Source organism: Amaricoccus sp., assembly GCF_017993425.1.
GTDB lineage: Bacteria > Pseudomonadota > Alphaproteobacteria > Rhodobacterales > Rhodobacteraceae > Amaricoccus.
On sequence record NZ_JAGOMQ010000021.1, the window covers coordinates 38,155 to 61,862 of the forward strand.

The window sequence follows — 23,708 nt, forward strand, 5'->3', positions numbered from 1 at the left end:
CTCGGGTCCCTCAGCGGATGTTGATGACGAGGTTGCCGCGGGCGTCGACGTGCGCCGTGCCGTGCGGCCCGACGACGGCCGTCGACTCGCGCTGCTCGACGATGGCCGGCCCTTCCAGGGGCGCGTCGACGGGCAGGCGGTAGTGGTCGTAGATCGGGGTCTCGACCGCCTGGCCGAGCTCGTGGAAGTAGACCTGGCGGTGGCCCTTCAGCGCCTCGCCGGTGGTGGTGGCGTGGGGGCGGGTGACCTGGTCCTTCTCGCCGCCGGCGCGCAGGCGCCAGGTGATGACCTCGACGCCCGAGTTCTGCACGGTGCGGCCGAAGAGCTCGCGGTAGAGGGTGTAGAAGTTGTCGAGGAGCTGCTTCAGGAACGTCTCGTGGTCGAGGCCGCGGTCGGGAAGCGCGACGGTGATCTCGTGGCCCTGGCCGATGTGGCGCATGTCGACGGTGAAGCGGTTGGCGATCGTCGCCTCGGCGACGCCGGCGGCCTTCACCACCTCGGCGCCCTGGACCGCGAGGCCGTCGAGCAGCCGGTCCATGGCGTCGAAGTCCCAGGCGTCCACCGCCATGACGTGGCTCGCCGAGAGATCGACGGCAACGGGCGCGATCAGGAGGCCGATCGCCGAGGTGACGCCGGCGCCGGTCGGGCAGATGATGCGCTTGATGCCGAGCTTGCGGGCGATGCCGTAGGCATGCACCGGGCCGGCGCCGCCGAAGGCGACCATCGGCAGGCTGCGCGGGTCGACCCCGAGGTCGGTGGCGTGCACGGCCGCGGCCTTGGCCATCGACTCGTTGACGAGGTCGTGGATGCCCCAGGCGCAGCGCTCGACGCTGACGCCGAGAGCGGCGGCGAGCCTTTCCACCGCAGCCTCGGCCGCCGCTTTCGACACCTTGAAGGCGCCGCCGACGAAGTTGTCGGTGCCCATGTAGCCGAGCAGGATGTCGGCGTCGGTCACGGTCGGCTCCGTGCCGCCGCGCCCGTAGGCGGCGGGCCCGGGCAACGCGCCCGCCGAGCGCGGGCCGACGTCGAGCAGGCCGAGCGGGTTCTTGGCGGCGATCGAGCCGCCGCCGGCGCCGATCTCGATCATGCGGATCGACTGGATCTTCAGCGGGAAGCCCGAGCCCCGACGGAAGCGCTGGTAGTGGGCGACCTCGAGGTCGGTGCCGACCGTGGGCTCGCCGTGCGGGATCAGGCAGAGCTTGGCGGTGGTGCCGCCCATGTCGAAGGAGAGGACGCTCTCCTCGCCGGCGATGCGGCCGAACTCGGCGGCGGCGACGGCGCCGGCGGCGGGGCCGGATTCGATCAGGCGGACCGGCAGCTCGGCGGCGCGGCGGCTGGGGACGAGGCCGCCGGCCGAGGTCATCCAGAGGACCTGGCGGCGGATGCCCTTGTTCGCGAACTCGCTTTCGAGATGTGCGACGTGTCCCGCCATCTGCGGGCGGGTATAGGCATTGATGACGGTGGTCGAGGCGCGATCGAACTCGCGGACCTCGGGGCAGACGTCGGAGGAGAGCGAGACGAAGATGTCGGGCGCTTCCTCGCGGAGCAGCGCGGCGATGCGCTTTTCATGGCTCGGGTACTTGTAGGCGTGGAGCAGGCAGACGGCGACGGAGCGGATGCCGCGGTCGCGGAGCTCGCCGGCGATCTCGCGCACGGCGTCCTCGTTCAGCTCGGTGACGATCTCGCCGTCCGCCGCCACCCGCTCCTCGGCGCCGAAGCTGTTGGCGCGGGTGACGAGCGGGTCGGGGTACTTGATGTTGAGGTCGTAGAGGTCGTAGCGGCCCTCGTTGCGGATCCTCAGCATGTCCTGGAAGCCGGCGGTGGTGACGAAGCCGGTCTCGACGCCCTTGCGCTCCAGCACCGCGTTGGTGACGACCGTGGTCGCGCCGAGCACCTGGAGCGCGTCGAGGTCGATGTCGGCGCCATGCGCGTCGAGCAGCTCGCCGACGCCCTGGACGACGGCCTCGGCGGGGTTCAGGGGCGTGCTCAGCACCTTGTGCAGGTGCAGCTCGCCGCGGTCGTCGAGGAGCGCGAAGTCGGTGAAGGTTCCGCCGGTGTCGAATGCGAGCTTGGCCATCTCGTCCTCTGGCTGAAGTGCGGGGACGGCTCGCGCCCCCGCCTTGCCCGGAAGCTACGGCTCCGCCTCTGCTCTGGCCAAAACAACCCCGGTCTGCCGCCATAGGGTTTGCGTATGGGGTCGCGCTCCAGCGTCAGGCGGTGCGAAGGCCCGGGGTCTCGACGCGCACGGCGGTATGGACCGTGTCGAGGAGAACCGCGCGTGCGGCGAGGGCCGGTTCGGACAGGGGCAGGTGGTCGGAGACGCACAGCGACACCGTCGCCTCGATGGCCGGGCGGACGAGCCGGCGCAGGACGAAGGCGCCGCCCGCGGCCGGGACCCCGGCCACGGAGGCGGGGAGGATGGTGGAGCCGAGGCCGCCGGAGACCGCGGCGGTGAGCGCGGAGACCGACTCGATCTCGGCCGCGACCTTCGGCGTCACCCGGGCGCGGGCGAAAGAGGCCTCGATCAGCTGCCGCAGGAAGTGCCCGCGGCCGGGCAGCAGCAGGTCGACGCCGCCGAGCGAGGCGAGCGGCAGCGCCGCCTCGTCCGGTGCGTCGAACCGCAGGCCGGCGGGCGAGACGAGGAACATCTCCTCGCGGAAGAGCGGCTGCAGGGTGACGCCCTTGATCGGCCCCTCGCCATAGATCAGCGCCATGTCCATCTTGCCGGTCATGATCAGCTCGCTCAGCACATGGCCGAAGCTGTCGTTGACGTGGACGACGATGTCGGGGTGCCGGCGGCGCATCTCCTTGAGGAAGGGGATCGAGAGGGCGCTGGTCGTCGAGTAGGTGGCGAGGCCGATCGACACCCGCCCGGCGATCGAGCCGGCGGCGAGGTTCATGTCGATCTGCGCCTGATCGATCTGGCGCAGCATCAGCTGGGCGTGGCGGTAGAGGATCAGCCCGGCCTCGGTCGGCGTGATGCCGGTGTTCGAGCGGAGCAGCAGCTTGTGGCCGAAATGCGCCTCCAGCCCGGCGATCTGCTGCGACAGCGCCGGCTGGGCGATGTTGAGGATGGCGGAGGCCCGCGAGACGCTGCCCGCGTCCACGATCTTCACGAAGCTCTTCAACTTGCGGAAATCTACGCTCACGCCGCCCACCCGGATCCCGGGCAGGCTCCCGCTTTTTCAGGCGCGGCGCAAGCGTTCAGACGAGCGCGGCCACCGCGCGCTCGATGCGGTCGCAGCCCTCGCGGATGGTGTCGAGCGACGAGGCGGTGGAGAGCCGGAAGTAGGGCGAGAGGCCGTAGGCCGAGCCCTGGACCCCGGCGACGCCGACCGAGTCGAGCAGGTAGAGCACGAAGTCCTGGTCGGTCTCGATCGGCTTGCCCGCCGGGGTGCGCTTGCCGATCACCCCGACGCAGCTCGGGAAGAGGTAGAAGGCGCCGTCCGGGGTGATGCAATGCAGGCCCGGGATGGCGTTCAGCCGCTTGACGGCATAGTCGCGGCGCTCGCGGTAGACCGCGACGCTCTCGGCGACGAAGCCCTGGTTGCCGGAGAGGGCGTCCGCCGCGGCCGCCTGGCTGACCGAGGAGGGGCAGGAGGAGATCTGCGACTGGAGCTTGTTGATCGCCGCGATCAGCGCCGCCGGGCCGCCGGCGTAGCCTATCCGCCAGCCGGTCATCGCGTGCGCCTTGGAGACGCCGTTGACGACGAGGGTGCGGTCCCTGAGCGCCGGGACGGCGGCGGCGAGCGTCGTGGCGGGCTCATCGCGGAACCAGATCTGGTCGTAGATGTCGTCGGAAAGCACCCAGACCTGCGGGTGGCGCAGCAGCACGGCGCCGAGCGCCTCCAGCTCCTTGCGGCCGTAGGCGACGCCGGTCGGGTTCGACGGGCTGTTGAGCACCAGCCAGCGGGTGCGCTCGGTGATCGCCGCCTCCAGCCGCTCGGGGGTGAGCTTGAAGCCGCCGGCCTCCGGGCATTCGACGATCACCGGCGTGCCGTCGTTGGCGAGCACCATGTCGGGGTAGCTGACCCAGTAGGGCGCGGGGATGACGACCTCGTCGCCGGTGTCGACGCCGGCCATCAGCGCCAGGAACAGCACCTGCTTGCCGCCGCCGCCGACCGCGATCTCGTTGTCGGCATAGTCGAGGCCGAGCCGCCGCCGGAAGTCGCCGATGATCGCCTTGCGCAGCGCCGGCGTGCCGTTGACCGCGGTATACTTGGTCTCGCCCCGGCCGATCGCCGCATGAGCCGCCGCCTTGACGCTGTCCGGCGTGTCGAAGTCCGGCTCGCCGACGGTCATGTCGACGATGTCGTGGCCCGCCGCCTTCAGATCGCGGGCGCGGGCGGCCGCGGCGGTGGTCGGCGAGACCTTGATGCGGTTGACGCGGGCGGAAGGCTGGAAGGCGGTCATCTCTTTCTCCGAAGCGTTCAATGGGCGGCCTCGGCCTCGCCGCGCATCTTGCCGGTCAGGAACAGCTCGCCGAGCTCGTCGTGGGTGATGTCGGCCGGCTTGCCGTCCCAGATCACCTTGCCGAGGCGGAGGATGACGGCGCGCTCGGCCACCTCCATCGCCTTCTTGGTGTTCTGCTCGACGAGGAGGATCGTCAGGCCGCTGGCGTGCAGCCGCAGCAGCTCCTCGAAGACGGTATGGATCGCCGTCGGCGACAGGCCGACCGAGGGCTCGTCCACCAGCAGCACCTTCGGCCGCTGCAGCACCGCCATCGCCACCTCGAGGAGCTGCTGCTCTCCGCCCGACATGTTGCCGGCCAGCGTCGAGCGGCGCTTCTTCAGGATCGGGAAGAGGTCGTAGACATATTCCCGCTCGCTCGCGACCTTGTCGTCGCGCAGCGTGTAGGCGGCCATCTGCAGGTTCTCGTCCACGGTCATCACCGGGAAGTTGCAGCGCCCCTGCGGCACGAAGGAGATGCCGCGCCCCAGCATCGCCCGCGACCTCATGCCGGCGATGTTCTCGCCCTGCCACTCGATCGTGCCGCCCTTGACGGTCGTCATGCCGTAGAGGGTCTTCAGCAGCGTCGACTTGCCGGCGCCGTTCGGGCCCATCAGCGCCACGAACTGGCCGGGCGGGATCGCGAGGTCGACGCCGTTCAGGATGTCGAGCTGGCCGTAGCCGGCGCGCAGCTCCTTGATCGCGAGCGTGCTCTTATCCACCGAGATAGGCCTCCCTGACGGCCGGGTTGGCGATGATCTCCTGCGCCGTGCCCTCGGCGAGCTTGCGGCCCTGGTCGAGGACGACGACACGTTCGCAGAGGCTGGTCACCACGTCGATATTGTGCTCGATGACGACGAAGCTGACGCCGAGCTCGGTGTTGGCGTAGCGGATGGTGTCGATCACCCGCTCGATGATCTTCGGGTTGATCCCGGCCATCGGCTCGTCGAGCAGGATGATCTTCGGCTCGGGCATCAGCATCGAGGCGAACTGGATGAGCTTCTGCTGGCCGCCCGAGAGGTTGCCGGCCGGCATGTGCTTCACGTCCCAGAGCCCGGCCATGCGGATCAGCTCGCGGGCGCGGACCCGCAGCGCCTCGATCCGGTCGTGCGAGCGCTTGCCGACGCCGAAGGTCGAGAGGATGTCGGGGAAGGTGAACATCTGCCCGGCGATCACCAGGTTCTCCTCGACGTCGAGCGCCTTGAAGACCACGGTCTTCTGGAAGCTGCGCAGCATCCGCCCCTCGCGGGCGATGCGGCTGAGCGACCAGCCGGTGATGTCCTGGCCGTCGAGCGTCACCTTGCCGGCGTTCGGCTGGTTGAGGCCGGTGGTGCAGTCGAAGAAGGTGGACTTGCCCGAGCCGTTCGGCCCGATCAGCCCGAGGATCTCGCCGCGCCGCACATGCAGGCTGACGTCGTTGACCGCGACCACCGCGCCGTAGGACTTGGTGAGCCCGCTGATCTCGAGGATGGGGAGGGTCATCGCCGGCCTCCGATCAGCGCCCAGGCGCGGGTGAGGAAGGGGGCGAAGCCCTGGCGGAACCAGAAGACCAGCGCCAGGAGGCAGAAGCCGTAGGCGATCATCCTGAGCTCCGGCGCGACCCGCAGCGCCTCGGTCAGGCCGACGAAGAGCAGGCTGCCGAAGACGACGCCGGAGATGGTGCCGGCGCCGCCGCCGAGCACGATGATGAGCATGGTCGTGGAGTAGTACATCTGGAAGGTGAGCGGGCTCACCACGGTCAGGTAGTGGGCGTAGAGGCAGCCGCCGAGGCCGGCGAAGACCGCGCCGAGCATGAAGACCACGAGCTTGTAGCGCCAGGTGGGCACGCCGACCGCTTCCGCCAGCGTCTCGTTCTCGCGGATCGCCACCATGTTGCGGCCGGCGGGCGAGCGGACGATGAGCCAGAGGGCGAGCGTGCCGATCAGGCCGCAGGCGAGCGCCAGGTAGTAGAAGCCGACGGTGCCCTGCACGGTGAAGGAGGCGGGGCCGAGGGCGAACCAGGCCTTGGGGATGTTCGAGAGCCCCATGTCGCCGCGGGTGACGCTGATCCAGTTCTTCGAGATCGCCTGGCCGATGATGACGAAGCCGAGGGTGCACATCACGAAGGAGGTGGCGCGCAGGCGCAGCGCCGGGACGCCGAGCGGCAGGGCGATGGCGCCGGAGACCAGGCCGGCGGCGAGGAAGTTGAGGTAGAAGGGGGTGTTCCAGTGCACCGCCATCAGGCCGGCGGTGTAGGCGCCGATGCCGAAGAAGGCGGCCTGGGCGAGCGAGAGCAGCCCGGTATAGCCGACGAGCAGGTTCAGGCCCTGGGCCGGCAGCAGGAAGATCAGCGCCACGATGCAGGCGTGCAGCACGTAGTTGCCGACGAGGAGCGGGGCGGCGAGGGCGACGGCGCAGGCGAGGATCGCGAGCGGCAGGCGCAGGTCGGGACCGGACCTCGCGAGGACGGTGTCGGTGGTCAAGGGGAAACCTCCGGTGCGAGCGTGGGGAGGGGCGCGGGGGTCAGAACCGCGCCTGCGCCGAGAAGAGGCCGTGCGGGCGCCACATCAGCATGAGGATGAGGGTGGCGAAGCCGACGGTGTCGCGGAACTGCAGGCCGACGTAGGTGGCGACGAGGCTCTCGGCGATGCCGAGGATCATCGCGGCGATGAGGGTGCCGCGCACGTTGCCGAGGCCGCCCATGATGATGATCGGCAGGGTCTTGAAGGTGATGAGCTCGCCCATGCCGCCGTAGACGCTGACGTTGACCGGCGCGGTCAGGACGCCCGAGAGGGCGGCGAGGCCGGAGCCGAGCAGGAAGGTGGTGAGCACGACGCGCTTCACGTCGATGCCGACGACGTCGCAGCATTCGATGTTCTGCGACACCGCGCGCATCGCCTTGCCCCAGCGGCTGTAGGTGACGAGGAGCTCGAGCCCGACGAAGACCAGGATGCAGACGACGAGGATCAGGATCCGCTGCTGGGCGAGGGTGAAGCCGAGGATCGTCACCGGCTCGATGTAGCCGCCGGCGAAGAACTTGTAGCCGCCGCCGAACACCAGGATCACGCCGTTCTGCAGGATGAGCGCCACGCCGAGGGTGGCGAGCACCCCGGCCTCCGCCGGGGCGCCCACCATCTTCTGCATGACCAGCCAGCCCACGACGAGCGCGATGGCGACCGTCACGATCACCCCCACCACGATCGAGGCGGGATAGCCGAAGCCGAGATAGTCGATCGCGAACCAGGCCCCGAAGGTGCCGAGCATGTAGTACTCGCCGTGGGCGAAGTTGATCGCCCGGAGCACCCCGAAGATCATCGTCATGCCCACGGCGACGATCGCGTAGACCGAGCCGGTGACCAGGCCGTTGACGACCTGTTCCGAAATCATCGACAGCATTTTCGGCTACCCCCCTGCGGCGGCGACGTTACTGGGTCGGGTACTCGATCTCGGCGGTGTAGGCGCCCTTGATCGAGGGCTCGCCGTTCTCGACCCTGAGCAGGATCATCGGCAGCCGGGCCTGGTTGTGGTCGTCGAAGGTGACCTCGCCGACGGCGCTCTCGTACTTGATCTTCGCGAGCGCGTCGCGGACCGTCGCCTGATCGGTGCTGTCGGCCTCGTCGATCGCCTGGGCGAGGAGGTGGATGGTCTCCCAGTGCACGTAGGCGTGGTTGTTCGGCATCTCGCCGTATGCGTCCTGGAAGGCGGCGACGAAGGCCTTGCTGCGCTCGGAGTCCCAGGCCGGCAGCCAGGCCGCCGCCTCGATCGCGCCCTCCAGCGCCTGCGGCGCGGCCTTGATCGTCGACTCGGTGTTGAACTCGGCGTTGCCGACCAGCGGCAACTTGCCGGCGATGCCGGTCTCGATCATCTGCCGCGCGACGATCGGCGTGGTGTCGGCGAGGCCGTACATCATGATCGCCTGGGCGCCGGAGTCGCGGATCTTCGCCAGCACGCTGCGGAAGTCGACCTCGCCTTCCTTGTAATAGTCCTCGGAGACGATCTCGCCGTCGAACTCGGGCAGGTACTTCTTGGAGAACTCGATCGCCGCGCGGCCATAGTCGCTGTCGACCGACAGGACGGCGAACTTGGTCAGCCCCTGCTCGGCCGCGTACTTGGTGACGACGTAGGCGCGGTTCTCGTCGGTCGGATAGTTGCGGAAGGTCCACTTGAAGCCGCCGACGCCGGCGCCGTAGGTGATCTTCGGGTTGGAGGAGGCGGCGTTGAGCAGGAGCACGCCCGCGTCCTCGGCGACCGGCTGCATGGCGAGCGTCACCGAGCTCGAGACGTCGCCGATCACGAAGCCGACGCCGTCCTGGTCGACCAGCCGCCGCGTCGCCGAGACGCCCTCGACCGGCGTGCCCTGGCTGTCGGCGGCGTAGAGCTCGAGCTGATGGCCGTCGATGCCGCCCGCCGCGTTGATCTCCTTCACCGCCAGCTCGGCGCCGCGGTTCGAGAAGGCGCCGTAGCGCGCGTTCGGGCCGCTCATCGGGCTGACGATGCCGATCTTGACGGCGTCCTGCGCTAGGGCAGCGTGCGACGTGAACAGCCCGCCCGCCAACGCGGTGAGCATCGTCGTGCCCAGCATCAGGCCAGTGCGACGCGAGATGGGTGTAATCATGGCGGCTCCTGTTGGGTCTGTCGTGACCTCGCTTGAGCGAGGCACCTGTTTGACGCTCAAGTGCGGGCTTCTCGATCCGCGACTATGGATCGCCCTCCGAAGAGCCTACGCTTGCCGTGGCGGCGCTCGCCAACACAACAGTGGTCTGCCGCCATAGTCATTCTTTATAGCCGCTGCCAGCGCCTCCTAACTCTGCGTGGGCCGCGGTGGCCGAGACTATGACCGATTGGGCGTCTCGGAACCTGCTCCCGACGCAGAGCCCTTTCGGCAGCCGCAGCGCGAAGTCCCAATTGCGGCGAAGGTCGGCTCGGCCGCCGCCTTCGGCGCCTTCTTCCACCAGGGGCAGATCTGCTTCACCATCGGCCGCCATCTCGTCCACGAGAGCGTCGCCGGCGACTACGCCCGCATCCTTGGCGAGAAGGCGGCGGCCCTCCACGTCGGCAACCCGGCGACCGAGCAGGTCCACCTCGGCCCGATCGTCAACGAGACCCAGGCGGCGCGGGCGCAGGACATCTACGACCGCACCCTCGCGATGGGCGCCGAGGCGGTCGTCGCCGGCGGCCGCGACGGCACGATGTTCAAGCCGGCGGTCGTCAAGGGCGTGACCCGCGACATGCCGCTCTTCAAGGAGGAGATCTTCGGCCCGGTCGCGCCGATCACGACCTTCGCCACCGAGGACGAGGCGATCGAGCTCGCGAACGCGGTGGAATACGGCCTCGCCACCTCGATCTTCACCGCCGACCTCGCCCGCGCCGCGCGGATCGCCGACCGGGTCAGGACCGGCATCGTCCACGTCAACGACCAGACTTTGGTGCACGAGGTCTTCGGCCCGATCGGCGGCATGGGCGCCTCCGGCAACGGCGCCCGCTCCGGCGGGCCATCGATGGCCGACGAATACAGCCAGTGGCAGTGGGTGACGGTGAGTGCAGATATCCCCGGATATCCGTTCTGATACGGTTTCCGTGTGATTAGATCGGGTTGGTTCGTTTTGGCCACCAGTGGAATCCGGCCTGACCTCGGATAAGGTGGCGGTCGTTGGCCAGAGCCACGCATCTGTCGGCGACGGCGGCGTCGAGGTCGGCAATCGTCGCGAAGTGCCGGTTGACGATGGACTCGTCGACATGGACCCAGAGGGTCTCGGCTGGCTGCAGCTCGGGGGTGTAGGGCGGCAGGAAGACGAGCCGGATGCCCTCGGGCACGGCGAGCGGCAGGGTGTGGTATCCGGCGCCGTCGAGGACGAGGACGATGATCCGGTCGCGCCCGGCGCCGGCCTCGCGCGCGAAGAGGGCGAGCGTGCTCTCGAAGAGCTCCTTGCTAACGCCGGTGGAGAGATACCAGAAGCTCTCGCCGGTGGCCGGGGAGACGAAGGCGGTGACGTAGAACCACTCGAAGCGGTGGTGGCCGCGGGCGATCGGGCGCTGGCCCTTCGGCGCCCAGACCCGGCGGAGGATCGGCTTCAGGCCGATCCGGTGCTCGTCGGTGGCGAAGGTCTCGACCGTTGCGCCGGGATGGCGCTCCGCTTCCTCCGCGACGACGTCGGCAAGCTTTTTTTGAACGCCGCCTGCTCCTCGGGCGTCGCGGCTTCCGCGTGCTGCGGCCGCGGGCTCTGGATCGTCCAGCCGATCGCGCGGAGCGCCTCCCAGCCGCGTTGCTCGGCGACCGGCGCCCGAGCTCGGCCGCCATGAACAGCGCCACCTTCTTCGCCGTCCAGACCCCGCCGTCATCGGGCGGGCGCCGCACCCGCTCCCGCACCGCTGCCAGCATCGCCGGCGTCAGCACCGTCGGCGCCGCGCCGTTTCCGCGCCGCCGGTCGCCGAGGCTCCCGGACCGAAGGCGTTGTAGCGCTCCAGCAACTGCTCGACCCAGCGCAGCGCGAAGCTCGTCAGACCAGCGACCTCGGCACAGGTCCTCCCCTCCGCCAGAAGCCAGATAACCTGATAGTGCCGCGCCAGGGTCGCGTCGCCGCTCCCGCGATATCCCGCCTGCAACTCATCGAGGCCGAGGTGCCCCGCAACATGCGCCATGCCTGCCCCCTCTTCTTGGTTGCAGGCAGCATAACCTCTCGATTCCTCCCGGGAATCCCAGACACCCGAGTCAATCACGCGGGGACCGTATGAGGACCGCGATGACTTCCATCGACATCAAGGCCGCCGTCCTTCGCGAACGGGGCGGCGCCTTCGCGATCGAGGCCCTGCGCCTCAACCCGCGCGAGGCGGGCGAGGTGCTGGTCGAGATCGAGGCGTGCGGCATCTGCCACACCGACCTGATGATCCGCGACGGCGGCTATCCGACGCCGCTGCCGGTCGTCCTCGGACACGAAGGCGCCGGGGTGGTCCGCGCCGTCGGCGATGGCGCAGCGTCGCCGTCGGCGACAAGGTGCTCATGTCCTACGCCGCCTGCGGCCAGTGCCCGAGCTGCGACGCGGGCGAGACCGCCTGTTGCTGGCGCCACATGGAGATGAACTTCTCCGGCTATCGCTACCGCGACGGCCAGTGGACCACCCCCTCGGCCCTCGACTGGCCCGAGGGCGCGCGCGAGCCCGAGCCGGTGCATGGCGCCTTCTTCCAGCAGTCAGCCTTCGCGACCCACGCAGTCGCGCTCGAGTCGAACGTCGTCCGCGTGCCGGCCGACACCGATCTCGCGCTCTTCGCCCCGCTCGGCTGCGGCTTCCAGACCGGGGCCGGCGCCATCCTCAACACGCTGCGCCCTCGTTTCGGCGCCGGTGTCATGGTCTTCGGCGTCGGCAACGTCGGCCTCGCCGCCATCGCCGCCGCCCGCTCCGACGGCGCCGGGCGCATCATCGCCGTCGATCCCAACGCGGGCCGCCATACGCTCGCGCTCGACTTCGGCGCCGACGAGGCCCTGACCCCGGCCGAGGCGAGCGCCGAGGCGCTGCGCGGCAAGCTCGGGGGCGGGGCCGACATCTGCCTCGACACCACCGACCGCCCGCAGGTGCTGCGCGCCGCCGTCGACATCCTCGCCCCCCGCGGCGTCGCCGGGCTGATCGGCGGCTCGCCCCTCGGCACCGAGGTTCCCCTCGACATGACCCACCTGCTCTTCGGACGCACCGTCCGCGGCATCCTCCAGGGAGACAGCCGCCCCAAGGACTTCGTGCCGAAGCTCATCGAGCTGCACCGTCGCGGCGGCTTCCCCATCGATAAGCTCGTCCGCACCTACCCGCTCGCCGAGATCAACCGCGCCATCGAGGACATGGAGGCGGGGCGCGTCGTGAAGCCCGTGATCGTGATGCAGGAGAGAGACGCATGACCACCCTCGACCAGGCCGACAGCCACGACGCCATGCAGCCCGAGGACAGCCCCGCCTTGCGGGCGCTCTATGCGGGCTTCGAGGCCGAGCACCTGATGCCGCTCTGGACCCAGATCGGCGACCTGATGCCGGTGCATCCCAAGCCGCAGGCGGTGCCGCACGTGTGGAAGTGGGCGAAGCTGCTGCCGCTCGCCGAGGAATCCGGCCGCCTCGTTCCGGTCGGGCGCGGCGGCGAGCGCCGGGCGATCGGCCTCGCCAATCCCGGCCTCGGCGGCAAGGCGTACATCACGCCGACGCTCTGGGCGGCGATCCAGTACCTCGGCCCGCGGGAGACCGCGCCGGAGCACCGCCACAGCCAGAACGCCTTCCGCTTCGTCGTCGAGGGCGAGGGCGTCTGGACGGTCGTGAACGGCGACCCGGTGCGGATGAGCCGCGGCGACTTCCTGCTGACCCCCGGCTGGAACTTCCACGGCCACCACAACGACACCGACGAGCCGATGGCCTGGATCGACGGGCTCGACATCCCGTTCTCCTGGCAGAACGACGTCGGCTTCTTCGAGTTCGGCGCCGAGCGCGTCACCGACTACGCCACCCCGAACTTCTCGCGGTCCGAGCGGCTCTGGTGCCACCCCGGCCTGCGCCCGCTCTCCGGCCTCCAGGACACGGGTGTCGTCCCCGATCGGCGCCTACCGCTGGGAGTACACGGACCGCGCGCTGACCGAGCAGCTGCTGCTCGAGGACGAGGGCCAGCCCGCGACCGTCGAGCAGGGCCACGCCGCGGTGCGCTACGTCAACCCGACCACCGGCGGCGACGTGATGCCGACGATTCGTGCCGAGTTCCACCGCCTGCGCGCCGGCGCGGCGACCCCGACGCGGTGCTAGAGCAGATTCCGATCATTCCGGTTCGTAGCCCGAGGCGGTGAAGTAGTTGGCGCATTCGTCTGGGGCGAAGGCGTCGAGGGCAGCGGCGATGGCGGTTTCGAGAGCTTCGAGGGTTCGGGCGGCAGCCTTGCGGAGCAAGGCCTTGAGCTTGGCGAATGCCTGCTCGATCGGATTGAAGTCCGGAGAATAGGGCGGAAGGTAGAGGAGCCGTGCGCCCCTCGCCTCGATCGCCTCGCGGACGCCGCCGACCTTGTGCGCCGGCAGGTTGTCCATGACGACGATGTCCCCGGCGCCGAGGCTCGGGGCGAGCATGTGGCGGACCCAGGCGCGAAAGGCCTCGCCGTTCATCGCGCCGTCGATCACCATGGGGGCGGTCATGCCTTCGAGGCGCAGGGCGGCGACGAGCGTGGTGGTCTTCCAGTGGCCGTGCGGGATCGCCGCCTTGCAGCGCGCGCCGCGGGGCGCCCGCCCGCGCAGGCGCGCCATCCTGGCGCTGGCGCCGGTCTCGTCGATGAAGACGAGCCGCGCCGGATCGAGCTCGGGCTGCGCTTTGAGCCAGGCCAGCCGGCGCGCCTTCACGTCCGGGCGCTCCTGCTCGGCGGCATGCGCCGTCTTTTTTTCAGCGTGATGCGGCGGCGGTCGAAGAAGCGCCAGAGCGTGCTGACTGCGACCCGGAGACCCCGCTCGCGCCAGAGCGCCTCGCGCAGTTCCGCCAGCGTGATGTCCGGGGTCTCGGCGACCCGCGCCAGCAGGAAGGCGGCTTCGGCCTCCATGCGATCCGACCGGCGGTCTCCGCCCTGGGCCCGCGGCGCCGTGCGACCGCTCGCGCGCCAATCGGCCACCCAGCGGATCGCGCTCGACACGCTCACCCCGAACCGCGCCGCAGCCTCGCGCCGGCTCGCGCCGGTCCGAACCGCCTCAATCACGCGAACCCGCAGATCCTCGGACAGGTATCTCGCCATGTGTGCTGGCCTCCCCGCCCAGCACACATCTTGAATCAGAGCCGGCGGCGATTGGGAATCCCCAACGATTCATGCAGCTCGGAAACTGCTCTAGGTCGGCCCGACGGTGTTCCAGGTCTTCGAGGGCAAGGGCGGCGTGACCATCGCCGGCGTCGAGCACCCGCTCGACAAGGGCGACATGTTCGTCGTCCCGTCCTGGGTGCCGTGGTCGCTCTGAACCGACAGCCAGTTCGACCTCTTCCGCTTCTCCGACGCGCCGATCATGGAGCGGCTGCACTTCGCCCGCGCCCAGGTCGAGGCCCGGGACCGGTGAGCAGCACCACCGAGGAGGCCGCGCGGGAGGCGCTCCGCGCGCGGCAGGGGGCGGGGGCGCGCTATGCCGCCGCCGCCGCCCCGGCCCGCGAGCTCGCCTGGGCGCGGCGGGGAACGGCCTACTTCGCGCGCAAGCTGCGCGAGCTCACCGAGGCGGAGTTGACCGGGCCGTCGCTGCTGCCCGGCTGGACGCGGGCGCACGTCATCGCGCACGTCGGCTACAACGCCCGAGCGCTGGCCCAGCGGGTGGAGATCAGGTCCGCGATCAGCGTCCACCGCTGCGCGCCTCGAAGGCGCCCATGAAGGCGAAGTCGAGATTGGCGAGCGCGTTGCCGCCGGTGCTCTCGACCTCGACGGGTCCGTGTGGTGGCCACGCCGGGCAGCCAAGCGTAGGGCGAGAGCGCGAAACTCCAAGCCGAAGCTCCCGGCCGCGGCCGGGGCGGCGGCGAGCGCGAGGCTGCAGGCGAGGGGCGTCTTCATGGCTGGGTCCCGATGAGGGCGGCGGTGAGGGCGGCGCCGTCCACGGGCTTGGCGATGTAGGCCGCCGCGCCGGCGGCGAGGCATCGCTCGCGCACGCCGGCCTGGTCGAACCCGGTCATCATGATCACCGGCACGCTGCGGTCGCGGTCGCGCAGGCGCTCGAGGGTCTCGATCCCGTTCAGCCCGGGCAGATGCAGGTTCATCACCACGCAGGCAGGTCTGCGGAAGGCGAGGCTCTCGAGGAACTCCTCGTCCGAGGCGAAGACGACCGACTCGAAGCGCAGCGCGCCCACGAGGCGGCGCAGCGCGCGGCGCACGCCCGCGTCATCGTCGACGATCGCGATCGGGAGGGCGGGCGGGCGGGCGGGCGAAGGAGGAGCAGCGGAGCGCATCTCCCGAGGCTATGGCGCGCTCGCCCGCCGCGCCAGTTGGCCCGAGGTCCCATCCCTCACGGACGATGGGCGGCGACGATCCGGATCAGCTCGGCGACGGTGCGGGCCTCCATCTTCCTCATCATCCGGCCGCGATGCACCTTGACGGTCTTCTCGGCGGTTCCGAGATCGCCCGCCATCTGCTTGTTCAGCCGGCCCGCCAGCACCCGTCGAGCACCTCCCGCTCGCGCGGCATCAGGCGCGCGAGACGCTCCCGCACCGCCACCCGCTCGGCGCGGGCCGCGCGGTTCGCGCGTCGCGCGCGAGCGCCTGGCCGACGGCGGCGACGAGCGCCGCGGCGTCGACCGGCTTGGTGAGGAAATCGACCGCGCCCGCCTTCATCGCCCGCACGCTCGCCGGGATGTCGCCTGCGCCGGTCAGGAAGATCACCGGCCGGTCGGCGCCGCCGGCGGCGAGGCTCTCCTGCACGCCGAAGCCGTCCATGCCCGGCAGGCCGAGGTCCCAGCCCGGCGCCTCACGGAACATCACCGTCTCGACGCCGGTCGCGATCTCGAGATTCGCGATGAGTGTGCTATGATGCTACTGAAGCCGCTCGGCTACGCCACCGGCCAGTTCGGCAAGAACCATCTCGGCGACCGCGACGAATACCTGCCGACCGCGCACGGCTTCGACGAGTTCTTCGGCAACCTCTACCACCTCAATGCCGAGGAGGAGCCGGAGCGTCCCTACTGGCCGGGCGACAACCAGAACTTCCTGGACAACTACAACCCGCGCGGCGTCATCAAGTCCGCTGCCGACGGCGAGGTCGAGGACACCGGCCCGCTCACCTCGAAGCGCATGGAGACGATCGACGACGAGACGAGCGCCGCCGCGATCGACTTCATGAGGCGGCAGGTGGACGCCGGCACGCCGTTCTTCACCTGGATGAACTTCACGCACATGCACGCCTTCACGTATGCCCCCCCCGACAAGGAGGGCATCAGCGGCATGCCGGGCAACATCTACGCGGACGCCATGGTGATCCACGACAGCCAGGTCGGCGAGATCCTTGACGCCCTCGATGACATGGGCATCGCCGACGACACCATCGTCATCTACCCCACCGACAACGGCCCGAACTTCTTCTCCTGGCCCGATGCGGCGGTCTCGCCCTACCGGTCGGAGAAGGACACGAACTGGGAGGGCGCGTTCCGCGTGCCGGCGATGATCCGCTGGCCGGGCCGGATCGAGGCCGGACAGGTCTCGAACGAAATCTTCTCGGGGCTCGACTGGTTCCCGACGCTGCTCGCCGCCGCGGGCGAGGACGCCATCAAGGACGAGCTGCTTGCCGGCAGGGCGATCGGCGACACCACCTTCAAGGTCCATCTCGACGGCTACAACCAGCTTTCCTACCTCACCGGCCAGACCGACGAGGGCGCGCGCGAGGAGTTCTTCTACTTCGACGACGACGCCAACCTGGTGGCGATGCGCTGGGGCGACTGGAAGGCGGTCTTCTGCGAGCAGCGGACCGGCGGTGGCCTGCAGGTCTGGCAGGATCCCTTCACCTGCCTGCGCGTGCCCAGCATCCTCAACCTTCGCATGGACCCATACGAGCGGGCCAACCTCTACTCCGATCAGAAACGACTGGCTGTTCAAGAACATGTACCTGATCGCGGATGCGACGATGCGGCCTCCGTCTTTCTCGAGACCTTCATCGAATGGCTGCCGAGCCAACTGCCGGCGAGCTTCTCGGTCGACCAGGTCGCCGAGAGGGTCAACGCCCATATCGAGCAACTGCTCGCTCCCACGGACGCGCCGGCCGCGCCCGCCCAGTAGTCGGGGTTTGAGACCGGCGCGGGGAGCGGTCCCTGGAGCGGTCCCCCCCGCCGGTCGGCCGAAGCCTGCGGCCATGCGAAGCCGCGGCGCTCGTGAATGGCCATGTACTTTCCATAGGCTTTCCACATATCCTCCATATCGGAAAAACGAGTGATCCCAGAGGTTTGATTCAATGCCTACCCATGACGCGATCCTCGCCCTCCAGGCTGCGATGAACGCCGAGGTCATCGGCCAGCCGCGGGTGATCGAGCGCATGGTCATCGGCCTCCTCGCCGACGGGCACCTGCTGATCGAGGGCCTGCCCGGCCTCGCCAAGACCCGCGCGGTCAAGGCGATGGCGAAGCACCTCGCCGCCGACTTCAGCCGCATCCAGTTCACGCCGGACCTGCTGCCCGCCGATGTCACCGGCTCGGACGTCTACTTCTCCGAGGACGGCACCGGCGCGTTCCGCTTCCAGCAGGGGCCGGTCTTCGCCAACATCCTGCTCGCCGACGAGATCAACCGCGCGCCGGCCAAGGTGCAGGCGGCGCTGCTGGAGGCGATGGAGGAGCGCCAGGTGACCGTGGGCGAGACCACCCACCGCTTGCCCGCCCCCTTCATGGTGATGGCCACCCAGAACCCGATCGAGCAGGAGGGCACCTATCCGCTCCCCGAAGCCCAGACCGACCGGTTCCTGATGAAGGTGCTGGTGGAATACCCCGCCCCCGAGGACGAGCTCGGCGTCCTGCGCCTGATCCGCGGCGAGGAGCAGGCCGCGGCGGAGAAGCAGGACGGCGAGAAGCCCGAGGCGAGCCGGATCGGCATGGAGGACGTCTTCGGCGCCCGCCGCGAGATCGCCGCGCTGCACGTCTCCGAGGCGATCGACCGCTACATCGTCGATCTGGTCAACGCCACCCGCCGGCCGGACGCGCTCTCCGAGGATCTGGCGCGGCTCATCGACCTCGGCGCCAGCCCGCGCGCTGGCCTCGCGCTCGACCGCTGCGGCCGCGCGCATGCCTGGCTCAAGGGCCAGGACTTCGTCTCGCCCGGCGACATCCAGGCCGTCGCCCCGGACGTCCTGCGCCACCGCATCGCGCTCTCCTACGCGGCGGCCGGCGCCGGTCGCACCGCCGACGACGTGCTCGCCGAGCTCGTCCGGCTCGTCGCCGTCCCCTGAGGAAGGCACCCGTGGCCGACCCTTCGCCCGATCCCCGCATTCACGCCAGCCTCGCCCGGCTCACCGGGCTCGAGGGCCGCGCGCGCGGCTTCGACTTCCTGCCCCGCCAGCCGCCGGGCAGCGTCCTCTCCGGCCGCCGCGTCTCGCGCATGCGCGGCCGCGGCCTGGAGTTCGAGGAGATCCGCGCCTACCTGCCCGGCGACGACGTGCGCGCGATGGACTGGAAGGTCACCGCCCGCACCGGCAGCCCGCATGTTCGCGTCACCCGCGAGGAGCGCGACCGCCCGGCGCTGATCCTCGTCGACCAGCGCCAGTCGATGTTCTACGGCACGCGGCACAACATGAAGTCCGTCACCGCCGCCGAGACGGCGGCCCTCGCCGCCTGGCGCATCCTCGCCGCCGGCGATCGCGTCGGCGGTCTCGTCCTCTCCGACGAAGCGATCGAGACCGTGCCCCCCGCCCGCAGCCGCGCCGCCGTCCAGCGCCTGCTGTCGCTCATAGCTGCCCGCAACGCCGCCCTCTCCGCCGCCGCCCCGGTGGTCGCGGACGCCCCCGCCCGCCTCAACGAGGCGCTGGAGAAGGCCGCCGCCATCCTCACCCACGACTGGCTGCTCGTCGTCGTCTCCGATTTCGACGGCGCCGACGACACCACGCTGCGCGCCCTCGCCCGCATCGCCCCCGGCAACGACATCGTGCTCGCCCTCGTCCACGACCCCAGCGTCCACGAGTTGCCGGAAACCGGCCGCATCGTCGTCGGCGACGGCCGCATGCAGGTCGAGCTCGACCTCGCGGATACCCGCGTCCGCCGCAACCTCGCCGCCGTCGGCGGCGAGCGCATCGCCCGCCTGCTCGCCTGGCAGGAACGCATCGACGCCGCCGTCCTGCCGCTCAGCGCCGGCGAGGAGACCGCCCCCCAGCTCCTGCGCCTGTTCGGCGCCCGCCCCCGCCGGAGGCGCTGATGGAGCCGCAGCCCGAGACCCTCGTTGGCCTCATCGACCAGCTCGGCGCCATCGCCGAGCCCGCGCCGGTCTCCATGGCTCCCGCCACCCCCGCCTGGGCCGTCCTCGCCCTCGTCCTCGTGGCCGCCGCCGCCCTCGGGCTCCTCGCCTGGATCCGCCACCGCCGCGCCACCGCCTACCGCCGCGCGGCGCTCAAAGAGCTCCGCGCCTTGGCCCCGGCGATAGGGCAGGGGGATCCGACGGCCCTCGCCAGCCTCGACATCCTCCTGCGCCGCACCGCGCTGGCCGCCTTCCCCCGCGCCGAGGTCGCGTCGCTCACCGGCCCCGCCTGGATCGCCTTCCTCGACCGGACGGGCGGCGCCCTCGCCCCGCACGGCCCGGCGCTCACCGCCGCGCCCTACGCCCGGACGCCACCGGCCTTCGACGGCCCCGCCGTCCTCGGAGCCGCCCGCCACTGGCTCCGCCACCACCATGCTTGACCTCGCCGCCCCCCTCGCCCTCGCGCTCCTGCCGCTCCCCCTCCTCGTCTGGTGGCTCGCGCCCCCGCGCCGCGAGACCGTCGAGGCCCTGCGCCTGCCCTTCTTCGAGGGCGCCACCGCCGGCCTCGACAAGGGCGAGGGCGCAGTGGTCCTGCCCCGCAGCCTCCCGCAGATGGCCTTCGCCTGGACCCTCTGGGCGCTCGTCGTCCTCACCCTCGCCCGCCCCGAATGGGTGGGCGAGCCGATCGAGCGCACCGAGCCCGCCCGCGACGTCATGCTCGCCGTCGACATCTCCGGCTCGATGGGCACCCGCGACTTCACGGGCGCGGACGGCGCGACCGGCACCCGCCTCGACGGCGTGCGCGCGGTGCTCGACGCCTTCATCGCCGCGCGCACCGACGACCGCATCGGCCTCATCGTCTTCGGCTCGGCGCCCTATGTGCTCGTCCCCTTCACCCAGGACACCGAGGCAGCGCGCTACCTGCTCGGCACCCTCGCGCCGGGCATGGCCGGCCAGAACACCGTGCTCGGCGACGCCATGGGCCTCGCCATCCGCTCCTTCGCCGCCAGCGAGGTGGACGAGCGCGTGCTGATCCTCCTCTCCGACGGCGCCGATACCGCCAGCCGCATGGCGCCCGCCAAGGCGGCCGAGATCGCCGCGCAGAACGGCGTCACCGTCCACACCATCGCCGTCGGCGACCCCGAGTCCGGCAGCGAGCAGGACCGCGTCGACATCGCCGCCCTCGAAGCCATTGCCGAGACGGCCGGCGGCACCTTCCACCGCGCCGAGGACGCCGCCACCCTTTCCGCCATCTACGCCGAGATCGACGCCATCGGCGCCCGCGAGGGCCGCACCATCTCCTGGCGCCCGCGCATCCCGCTGACCGTCTGGACCGCCGGCGCCTTCACCGCCCTCACCTTCCTCGGTTATGCCGCGGCCATCGCCGGCACGCGCCGGCGCCGTCGCCGCCGCGCGGAGGCCCCAGCATGACCGCGCTCGCCGCCTTCACCTTCCTGCGGCCCGGCTGGCTCCTCGCCCTGCCGGCGCTGGCGCTGCTCTGGTGGGGGCTGCGCCGCCGCCGCGCCCGCGCCGGGGGGCAGGGCCTGCCGCAGATCGCCCCCCACCTGCGCGCCGCGCTCACCATCGGCCGCAACGCCCAGAGCCGCCTGACCGCGCCCGACCTGATCCTCCCCGCCGCCATGCTGATGGCGCTCGCCGCCGCCGGCCCCGCCTGGCGCCCCGCGCCCTCGCCCTTCGTCATCGAGACCGCGCCGCTCGTCATCGCCCTCGACCTCAGCTCCACTATGGAACAGGCCGACATCGCCCCCACCCGGCTGGAACGGGCCAAGCAGAAGATCCGCGACCTGATCGCCGCCCGCGCCGGCGGCCGCGTCGGCCTCGTCGCCTATGCCGGCAGCGCGCACCTCGTCATGCCGCTGACCGACGACCCCACCGTGCTTCAGCCCTTCCTCGATGGCCTTGAGCCCGGGCTGATGCCGACCCCCGGCCGCAAGGCCTCCGCCGCCCTGACCCTCGCCGAGACCCTGCTCGCGCAGGAACCTGCCCCCGGCTCGATCCTCTTCGTCACCGACGGCATCGACCCCGCCGACATCGCCGCGTTCCCGGCGGGGGGCAGCGCCCGCGCCGCGCTGATCGTCGCCCCCGACGGCGGCGGCGCCGAGGTCCGCGACTGGTCCTCGCGCGCCAATGTCGCCGCCGTGTCGTCCACCGTCGAGCAATCCGACATCGCCGCCGTCCAGCGCGCGCTGGCCAGCAGCCTCGCCCGCGCCGGCGCAGCCGAGGGGGCGCTTGCCGACGACGGCTGGCTCCTCGCCATCCCCGCCGGCCTCATCCTGCTCCTCTGGTTCCGCCGCGGCACCACCCTGCGCTGGCTGGCCGTTGTCGCCGGCCTCGCCCTCACGCCCCAGGACGCCCGCGCCGAGGGCCTCGCCGACTGGTTCTGGACGCCCGACCAGCAGGGGGCGCGCGCCTATGCCGACCACCGCTACGCCGAGGCCGCCGGGCTCTTCGCCGACCCGCTCTGGCGCGCCGCCGCCCTCTACCGCACCGGCCGCTACGAGGAGGCCGCGGCACTCTGGGAGCCCGTCCCCACCGCCGAGACCCAGATCAACCGCGGCCTCGCCCTGATCCACGCGCACCAATACGAGCCCGGCCGCGCCGCCTTCGAGGCGGCGCTGGCGCTCGAGCCCGGCAACGAGACCGCCCGCCGCAACCTTGAGATCGCCAAGCGCATCATCGCCTATCTCAATGAGGCCCGCGAGGCCGAGGACACCGAGGACCAGAGCCCCGAATCCGCTCCCGACGACATGGTCGAGGACCTGACCGGCGAGGGCGGCCGCCAGATGCGCATCGACGGGGACACCGGCCTCTCCGAGGACTCGGCCGAGCAGTGGATGCGGCAGGTGGAGACCAAGCCCGCCGATTTCCTCAAGACCCGTTTCGCGGTCGAGGCACAGGGGGCCGCGCCATGATCCCGGTTGCGAAGGCTTCCATCCGGCTGATGGCGGTCGCCGCCCTCCTCGTGCTGGCCGGCGCCGCCTCCGCTCAGGCCCCGACCCCGCGCGTCGAGATCGCGCTCACCCCCGAGGCGCCGGTGACGGTCGGCACCCCGCTCACCCTGGCGGTGACCGTCCTCGTCCCCACCTTCATGCCCGATCCCCCGGTCTGGCCCGACTTCCAGATCGCCGACGCGATTACCCGCCTGCCGCCGGACGCCAGCCGCTCTCTTTCCCAGCGCATCGACGGCCAGACCTGGGCCGGCGTGCGCCGCGCCTACGAGATCATCCCCCAGCGCGCCGCCGACTTCGCCCTGCCGCCCGCCGAGATCACCGTAACCTATGCCGACCCCGAGACGAACGCGCCCACGACCGTCCAGGTCCCCGTCCCCGAGATCGCCTTCTCCGCCACCGTCCCCGCCGGCGCAGAGGCGCTCGACCCTTTCGTCGCCGCGGCGAGCCTCACCCTGACCGCCACCGCCGAGGGCCTCCCCGAGGCCCCGCATCCCGGCGACGCGCTGACCCTCACGCTGACCGTCACCGCCACCGGCGCCGAGGCGATGCTCCTGCCCCCGCTCGCCGCCGGCATCCCGACGCCCGCGATCCTGCGCGCCTACCCCGGGGAGCCCGCCCTTGCCGATACCCCCGGCCAGCGCGGCGGCCCGGCGACCGCCACCCGCACCGAGACCGTCACCTACGTCGTCGAAGCCCCCGGCGCCGCCACGCTCCCCGCCGTCACGCTCGCATGGTGGAACACCACTACCGGCAAGGTCGAGACCGCCACCACCGACCCGGTGCAGATCACCGTCGCCGCCCCGCCCGGCTGGCAGCCGCCCGGCACCGTCGCCGCGCCCCCGCGTTGGCCGCTCGTCGCCGTCGCGCTCGTCCTCGTCCTCGCAGCCATCGGGCCCGGCCTCGCGCGCCGCGCCCGGCGCCTCCTCGCCGAGCACGCCCGCTCCGAGCCCGTCGCCTACCGCCGCCTGACCCGCGTCCTGCGTGCCGGCGACGCCGCCGCGCTCCGGCCCGCCCTCGCCGACTGGCGCGCGGCGGCCGGAAGCCACGGCCCCCTGCCGCCGGACCTCGAAGCCGCCCTGACGCGGATCGAGCGCCACCGCTACGGCCCGGCCCCATCGAGCCGACCGGACCCAGCCCCCGCGCTCCGGGCGCTCGCGGCGATGCGGCGCGACGCCCGCCCCGCCGGACGCCGCCACGACGACCTGCCACCGCTCAACCCGCCGCCGCTCTCGGAGCGCAACGGCCCTCGCGCGTCGCTGCCGGCATGAGTTGCCACCGACTTCGCGGACTCTGGGGCATGAAACCTGTGGCATCCTGTGGGCGCCGTTGGCAGAGAGGTCGGGCCTGCCCTTGGTGTTTGGAAACCCGCGTATGAGTTGGACCCGGGCTCCCTTGAGCACCCCCGCTTGCGTCGGGGCCAGCCTGCTGG

25 protein-coding genes and 2 pseudogenes are annotated in these 23,708 nt (G+C 71.3%); 12 read left to right on the forward strand and 15 right to left on the reverse strand.

The window, feature by feature from the left end; translation table 11 throughout:
- Nucleotides 1-10 precede the first annotated feature (10 nt).
- The 8 genes from KBB57_RS11560 to KBB57_RS11595 all read right to left on the reverse strand — a co-directional run bounded on the left by KBB57_RS11560 (nt 11) and on the right by KBB57_RS11595 (nt 9,043).
- Nucleotides 11-2,077, reverse strand: a complete 2,067-nt coding sequence (locus KBB57_RS11560) for a hydantoinase/oxoprolinase family protein (protein ID WP_290750155.1) — start codon at nt 2,075-2,077, stop codon at nt 11-13.
- A 133-nt stretch (nt 2,078-2,210) separates the two neighbouring features.
- Nucleotides 2,211-3,149 carry a nitrogen assimilation transcriptional regulator NAC gene (nac, locus tag KBB57_RS11565; RefSeq protein WP_290750158.1) on the reverse strand — a complete coding sequence of 313 codons (939 nt, stop codon included), beginning with the start codon at nt 3,147-3,149 and terminating at the stop codon, nt 2,211-2,213.
- A 55-nt stretch (nt 3,150-3,204) separates the two neighbouring features.
- The gene (locus tag KBB57_RS11570; RefSeq protein ID WP_290750161.1) at nt 3,205-4,413 is read right to left on the reverse strand and encodes an aspartate transaminase; all 1,209 of its coding nucleotides are present in this window, start codon (nt 4,411-4,413) and stop codon (nt 3,205-3,207) included.
- Between the two features lie 17 nt (nt 4,414-4,430).
- Complete coding sequence (locus tag KBB57_RS11575; RefSeq protein WP_290750164.1) at nt 4,431-5,171, reverse strand: ABC transporter ATP-binding protein; 741 nt, start codon at nt 5,169-5,171, stop codon at nt 4,431-4,433.
- Nucleotides 5,164-5,931, reverse strand: a complete 768-nt coding sequence (locus tag KBB57_RS11580) for an ABC transporter ATP-binding protein (protein WP_290750167.1) — start codon at nt 5,929-5,931, stop codon at nt 5,164-5,166. The genes KBB57_RS11575 and KBB57_RS11580 overlap by 8 nt, the downstream gene beginning before the upstream one ends.
- Nucleotides 5,928-6,911: a branched-chain amino acid ABC transporter permease gene (locus KBB57_RS11585; protein WP_290750170.1), complete on the reverse strand. Its 984-nt coding sequence runs from the start codon at nt 6,909-6,911 to the stop codon at nt 5,928-5,930. The genes KBB57_RS11580 and KBB57_RS11585 overlap by 4 nt, the downstream gene beginning before the upstream one ends.
- A gap of 40 nt (nt 6,912-6,951) precedes the next feature.
- Entirely contained in the window at nt 6,952-7,815 is an 864-nt protein-coding gene (locus tag KBB57_RS11590; protein ID WP_290750173.1) for a branched-chain amino acid ABC transporter permease, read from the reverse strand.
- A gap of 37 nt (nt 7,816-7,852) precedes the next feature.
- Nucleotides 7,853-9,043 carry an ABC transporter substrate-binding protein gene (locus KBB57_RS11595; RefSeq protein ID WP_290750176.1) on the reverse strand — a complete coding sequence of 397 codons (1,191 nt, stop codon included), beginning with the start codon at nt 9,041-9,043 and terminating at the stop codon, nt 7,853-7,855.
- Between the two features lie 226 nt (nt 9,044-9,269).
- Between KBB57_RS11595 and KBB57_RS11600 the strand changes: the two genes are divergently transcribed.
- Entirely contained in the window at nt 9,270-9,995 is a 726-nt protein-coding gene (locus tag KBB57_RS11600) for an aldehyde dehydrogenase family protein (RefSeq protein ID WP_290750179.1), read from the forward strand.
- A 16-nt stretch (nt 9,996-10,011) separates the two neighbouring features.
- Here KBB57_RS11600 and KBB57_RS11605 read toward each other — a convergent pair whose 3' ends face one another.
- The 3 genes and pseudogenes from KBB57_RS11605 to KBB57_RS11610 all read right to left on the reverse strand — a co-directional run bounded on the left by KBB57_RS11605 (nt 10,012) and on the right by KBB57_RS11610 (nt 11,067).
- Nucleotides 10,012-10,686, reverse strand: a complete 675-nt coding sequence (locus tag KBB57_RS11605; protein ID WP_367272680.1) for an IS630 family transposase — start codon at nt 10,684-10,686, stop codon at nt 10,012-10,014.
- A pseudogene (locus KBB57_RS20120) lies at nt 10,638-10,754 on the reverse strand (hypothetical protein); the annotation flags it as partial. The gene KBB57_RS11605 and the pseudogene KBB57_RS20120, both read right to left, overlap by 49 nt.
- Before the next feature lie 61 nt (nt 10,755-10,815).
- Entirely contained in the window at nt 10,816-11,067 is a 252-nt protein-coding gene (locus KBB57_RS11610; RefSeq protein WP_290750184.1) for a helix-turn-helix domain-containing protein, read from the reverse strand.
- 242 nt (nt 11,068-11,309) lie between these two features.
- Here KBB57_RS11610 and KBB57_RS11615 point away from each other — a divergent pair.
- The 3 genes and pseudogenes from KBB57_RS11615 to KBB57_RS11625 form a co-directional block, all read left to right on the forward strand.
- Nucleotides 11,310-11,482: pseudogene (locus KBB57_RS11615) on the forward strand (alcohol dehydrogenase catalytic domain-containing protein); the annotation flags it as partial.
- Nucleotides 11,483-11,770: 288 nt separating this feature from the next.
- Nucleotides 11,771-12,310 (forward strand): zinc-binding dehydrogenase, encoded by a 540-nt coding sequence (locus tag KBB57_RS11620; RefSeq protein ID WP_290750257.1) that lies wholly within the window; start codon nt 11,771-11,773, stop codon nt 12,308-12,310.
- Nucleotides 12,307-13,233, forward strand: coding sequence for a cupin domain-containing protein (locus KBB57_RS11625; RefSeq protein WP_290750186.1), 927 nt, complete (start codon nt 12,307-12,309; stop codon nt 13,231-13,233). The genes KBB57_RS11620 and KBB57_RS11625 overlap by 4 nt, the downstream gene beginning before the upstream one ends.
- Here the strand turns inward: KBB57_RS11625 and KBB57_RS11630 are convergent.
- A protein-coding gene (locus KBB57_RS11630) for an IS630 family transposase (RefSeq protein WP_290750190.1) occupies nt 13,205-14,154 on the reverse strand; the annotation gives its coding sequence in 2 pieces (ribosomal slippage) (nt 13,205-13,815 and nt 13,815-14,154; 951 coding nt in all). The genes KBB57_RS11625 and KBB57_RS11630 overlap by 29 nt on opposite strands.
- 309 nt (nt 14,155-14,463) lie before the next feature.
- Between KBB57_RS11630 and KBB57_RS11635 the strand changes: the two genes are divergently transcribed.
- A complete protein-coding gene (locus tag KBB57_RS11635; protein ID WP_290750192.1) occupies nt 14,464-14,769 on the forward strand; it encodes a maleylpyruvate isomerase family mycothiol-dependent enzyme in 306 nt (101 codons plus the stop codon).
- Between the two features lie 173 nt (nt 14,770-14,942).
- Here the strand turns inward: KBB57_RS11635 and KBB57_RS11640 are convergent, their stop codons facing one another.
- The 3 genes from KBB57_RS11640 to KBB57_RS11650 are packed head-to-tail and all read right to left on the reverse strand — an operon-like array spanning nt 14,943 to nt 15,863.
- Nucleotides 14,943-15,338, reverse strand: coding sequence for a response regulator transcription factor (locus KBB57_RS11640; protein ID WP_290750195.1), 396 nt, complete (start codon nt 15,336-15,338; stop codon nt 14,943-14,945).
- 56 nt (nt 15,339-15,394) lie between these two features.
- A complete protein-coding gene (locus KBB57_RS11645) occupies nt 15,395-15,544 on the reverse strand; it encodes a LuxR C-terminal-related transcriptional regulator (protein WP_290750198.1) in 150 nt (49 codons plus the stop codon).
- A 28-nt stretch (nt 15,545-15,572) separates the two neighbouring features.
- A complete protein-coding gene (locus tag KBB57_RS11650) occupies nt 15,573-15,863 on the reverse strand; it encodes a response regulator (RefSeq protein WP_290750201.1) in 291 nt (96 codons plus the stop codon).
- Nucleotides 15,864-15,911: 48 nt separating this feature from the next.
- On the opposite strand from KBB57_RS11650, the gene KBB57_RS11655 reads away from it, so the two are divergent.
- From KBB57_RS11655 to KBB57_RS11685, 7 genes are all read left to right on the forward strand, one after another.
- Entirely contained in the window at nt 15,912-17,153 is a 1,242-nt protein-coding gene (locus tag KBB57_RS11655) for a sulfatase-like hydrolase/transferase (protein WP_290750204.1), read from the forward strand.
- A 172-nt stretch (nt 17,154-17,325) separates the two neighbouring features.
- The gene (locus KBB57_RS11660; RefSeq protein ID WP_290750207.1) at nt 17,326-18,309 is read left to right on the forward strand and encodes an AAA family ATPase; all 984 of its coding nucleotides are present in this window, start codon (nt 17,326-17,328) and stop codon (nt 18,307-18,309) included.
- Nucleotides 18,310-18,320: 11 nt separating this feature from the next.
- Entirely contained in the window at nt 18,321-19,268 is a 948-nt protein-coding gene (locus KBB57_RS11665) for a DUF58 domain-containing protein (protein ID WP_290750209.1), read from the forward strand.
- Entirely contained in the window at nt 19,268-19,747 is a 480-nt protein-coding gene (locus KBB57_RS11670; protein ID WP_290750212.1) for a DUF4381 domain-containing protein, read from the forward strand. Before KBB57_RS11665 ends, KBB57_RS11670 begins: the two co-directional genes overlap by 1 nt.
- Nucleotides 19,740-20,738, forward strand: a complete 999-nt coding sequence (locus KBB57_RS11675) for a VWA domain-containing protein (protein WP_290750214.1) — start codon at nt 19,740-19,742, stop codon at nt 20,736-20,738. The genes KBB57_RS11670 and KBB57_RS11675 overlap by 8 nt, the downstream gene beginning before the upstream one ends.
- Nucleotides 20,735-22,240: a VWA domain-containing protein gene (locus KBB57_RS11680; RefSeq protein ID WP_290750218.1), complete on the forward strand. Its 1,506-nt coding sequence runs from the start codon at nt 20,735-20,737 to the stop codon at nt 22,238-22,240. Before KBB57_RS11675 ends, KBB57_RS11680 begins: the two co-directional genes overlap by 4 nt.
- The gene (locus KBB57_RS11685) at nt 22,237-23,547 is read left to right on the forward strand and encodes a BatD family protein (RefSeq protein WP_290750221.1); all 1,311 of its coding nucleotides are present in this window, start codon (nt 22,237-22,239) and stop codon (nt 23,545-23,547) included. Before KBB57_RS11680 ends, KBB57_RS11685 begins: the two co-directional genes overlap by 4 nt.
- Nucleotides 23,548-23,708 lie beyond the last annotated feature (161 nt).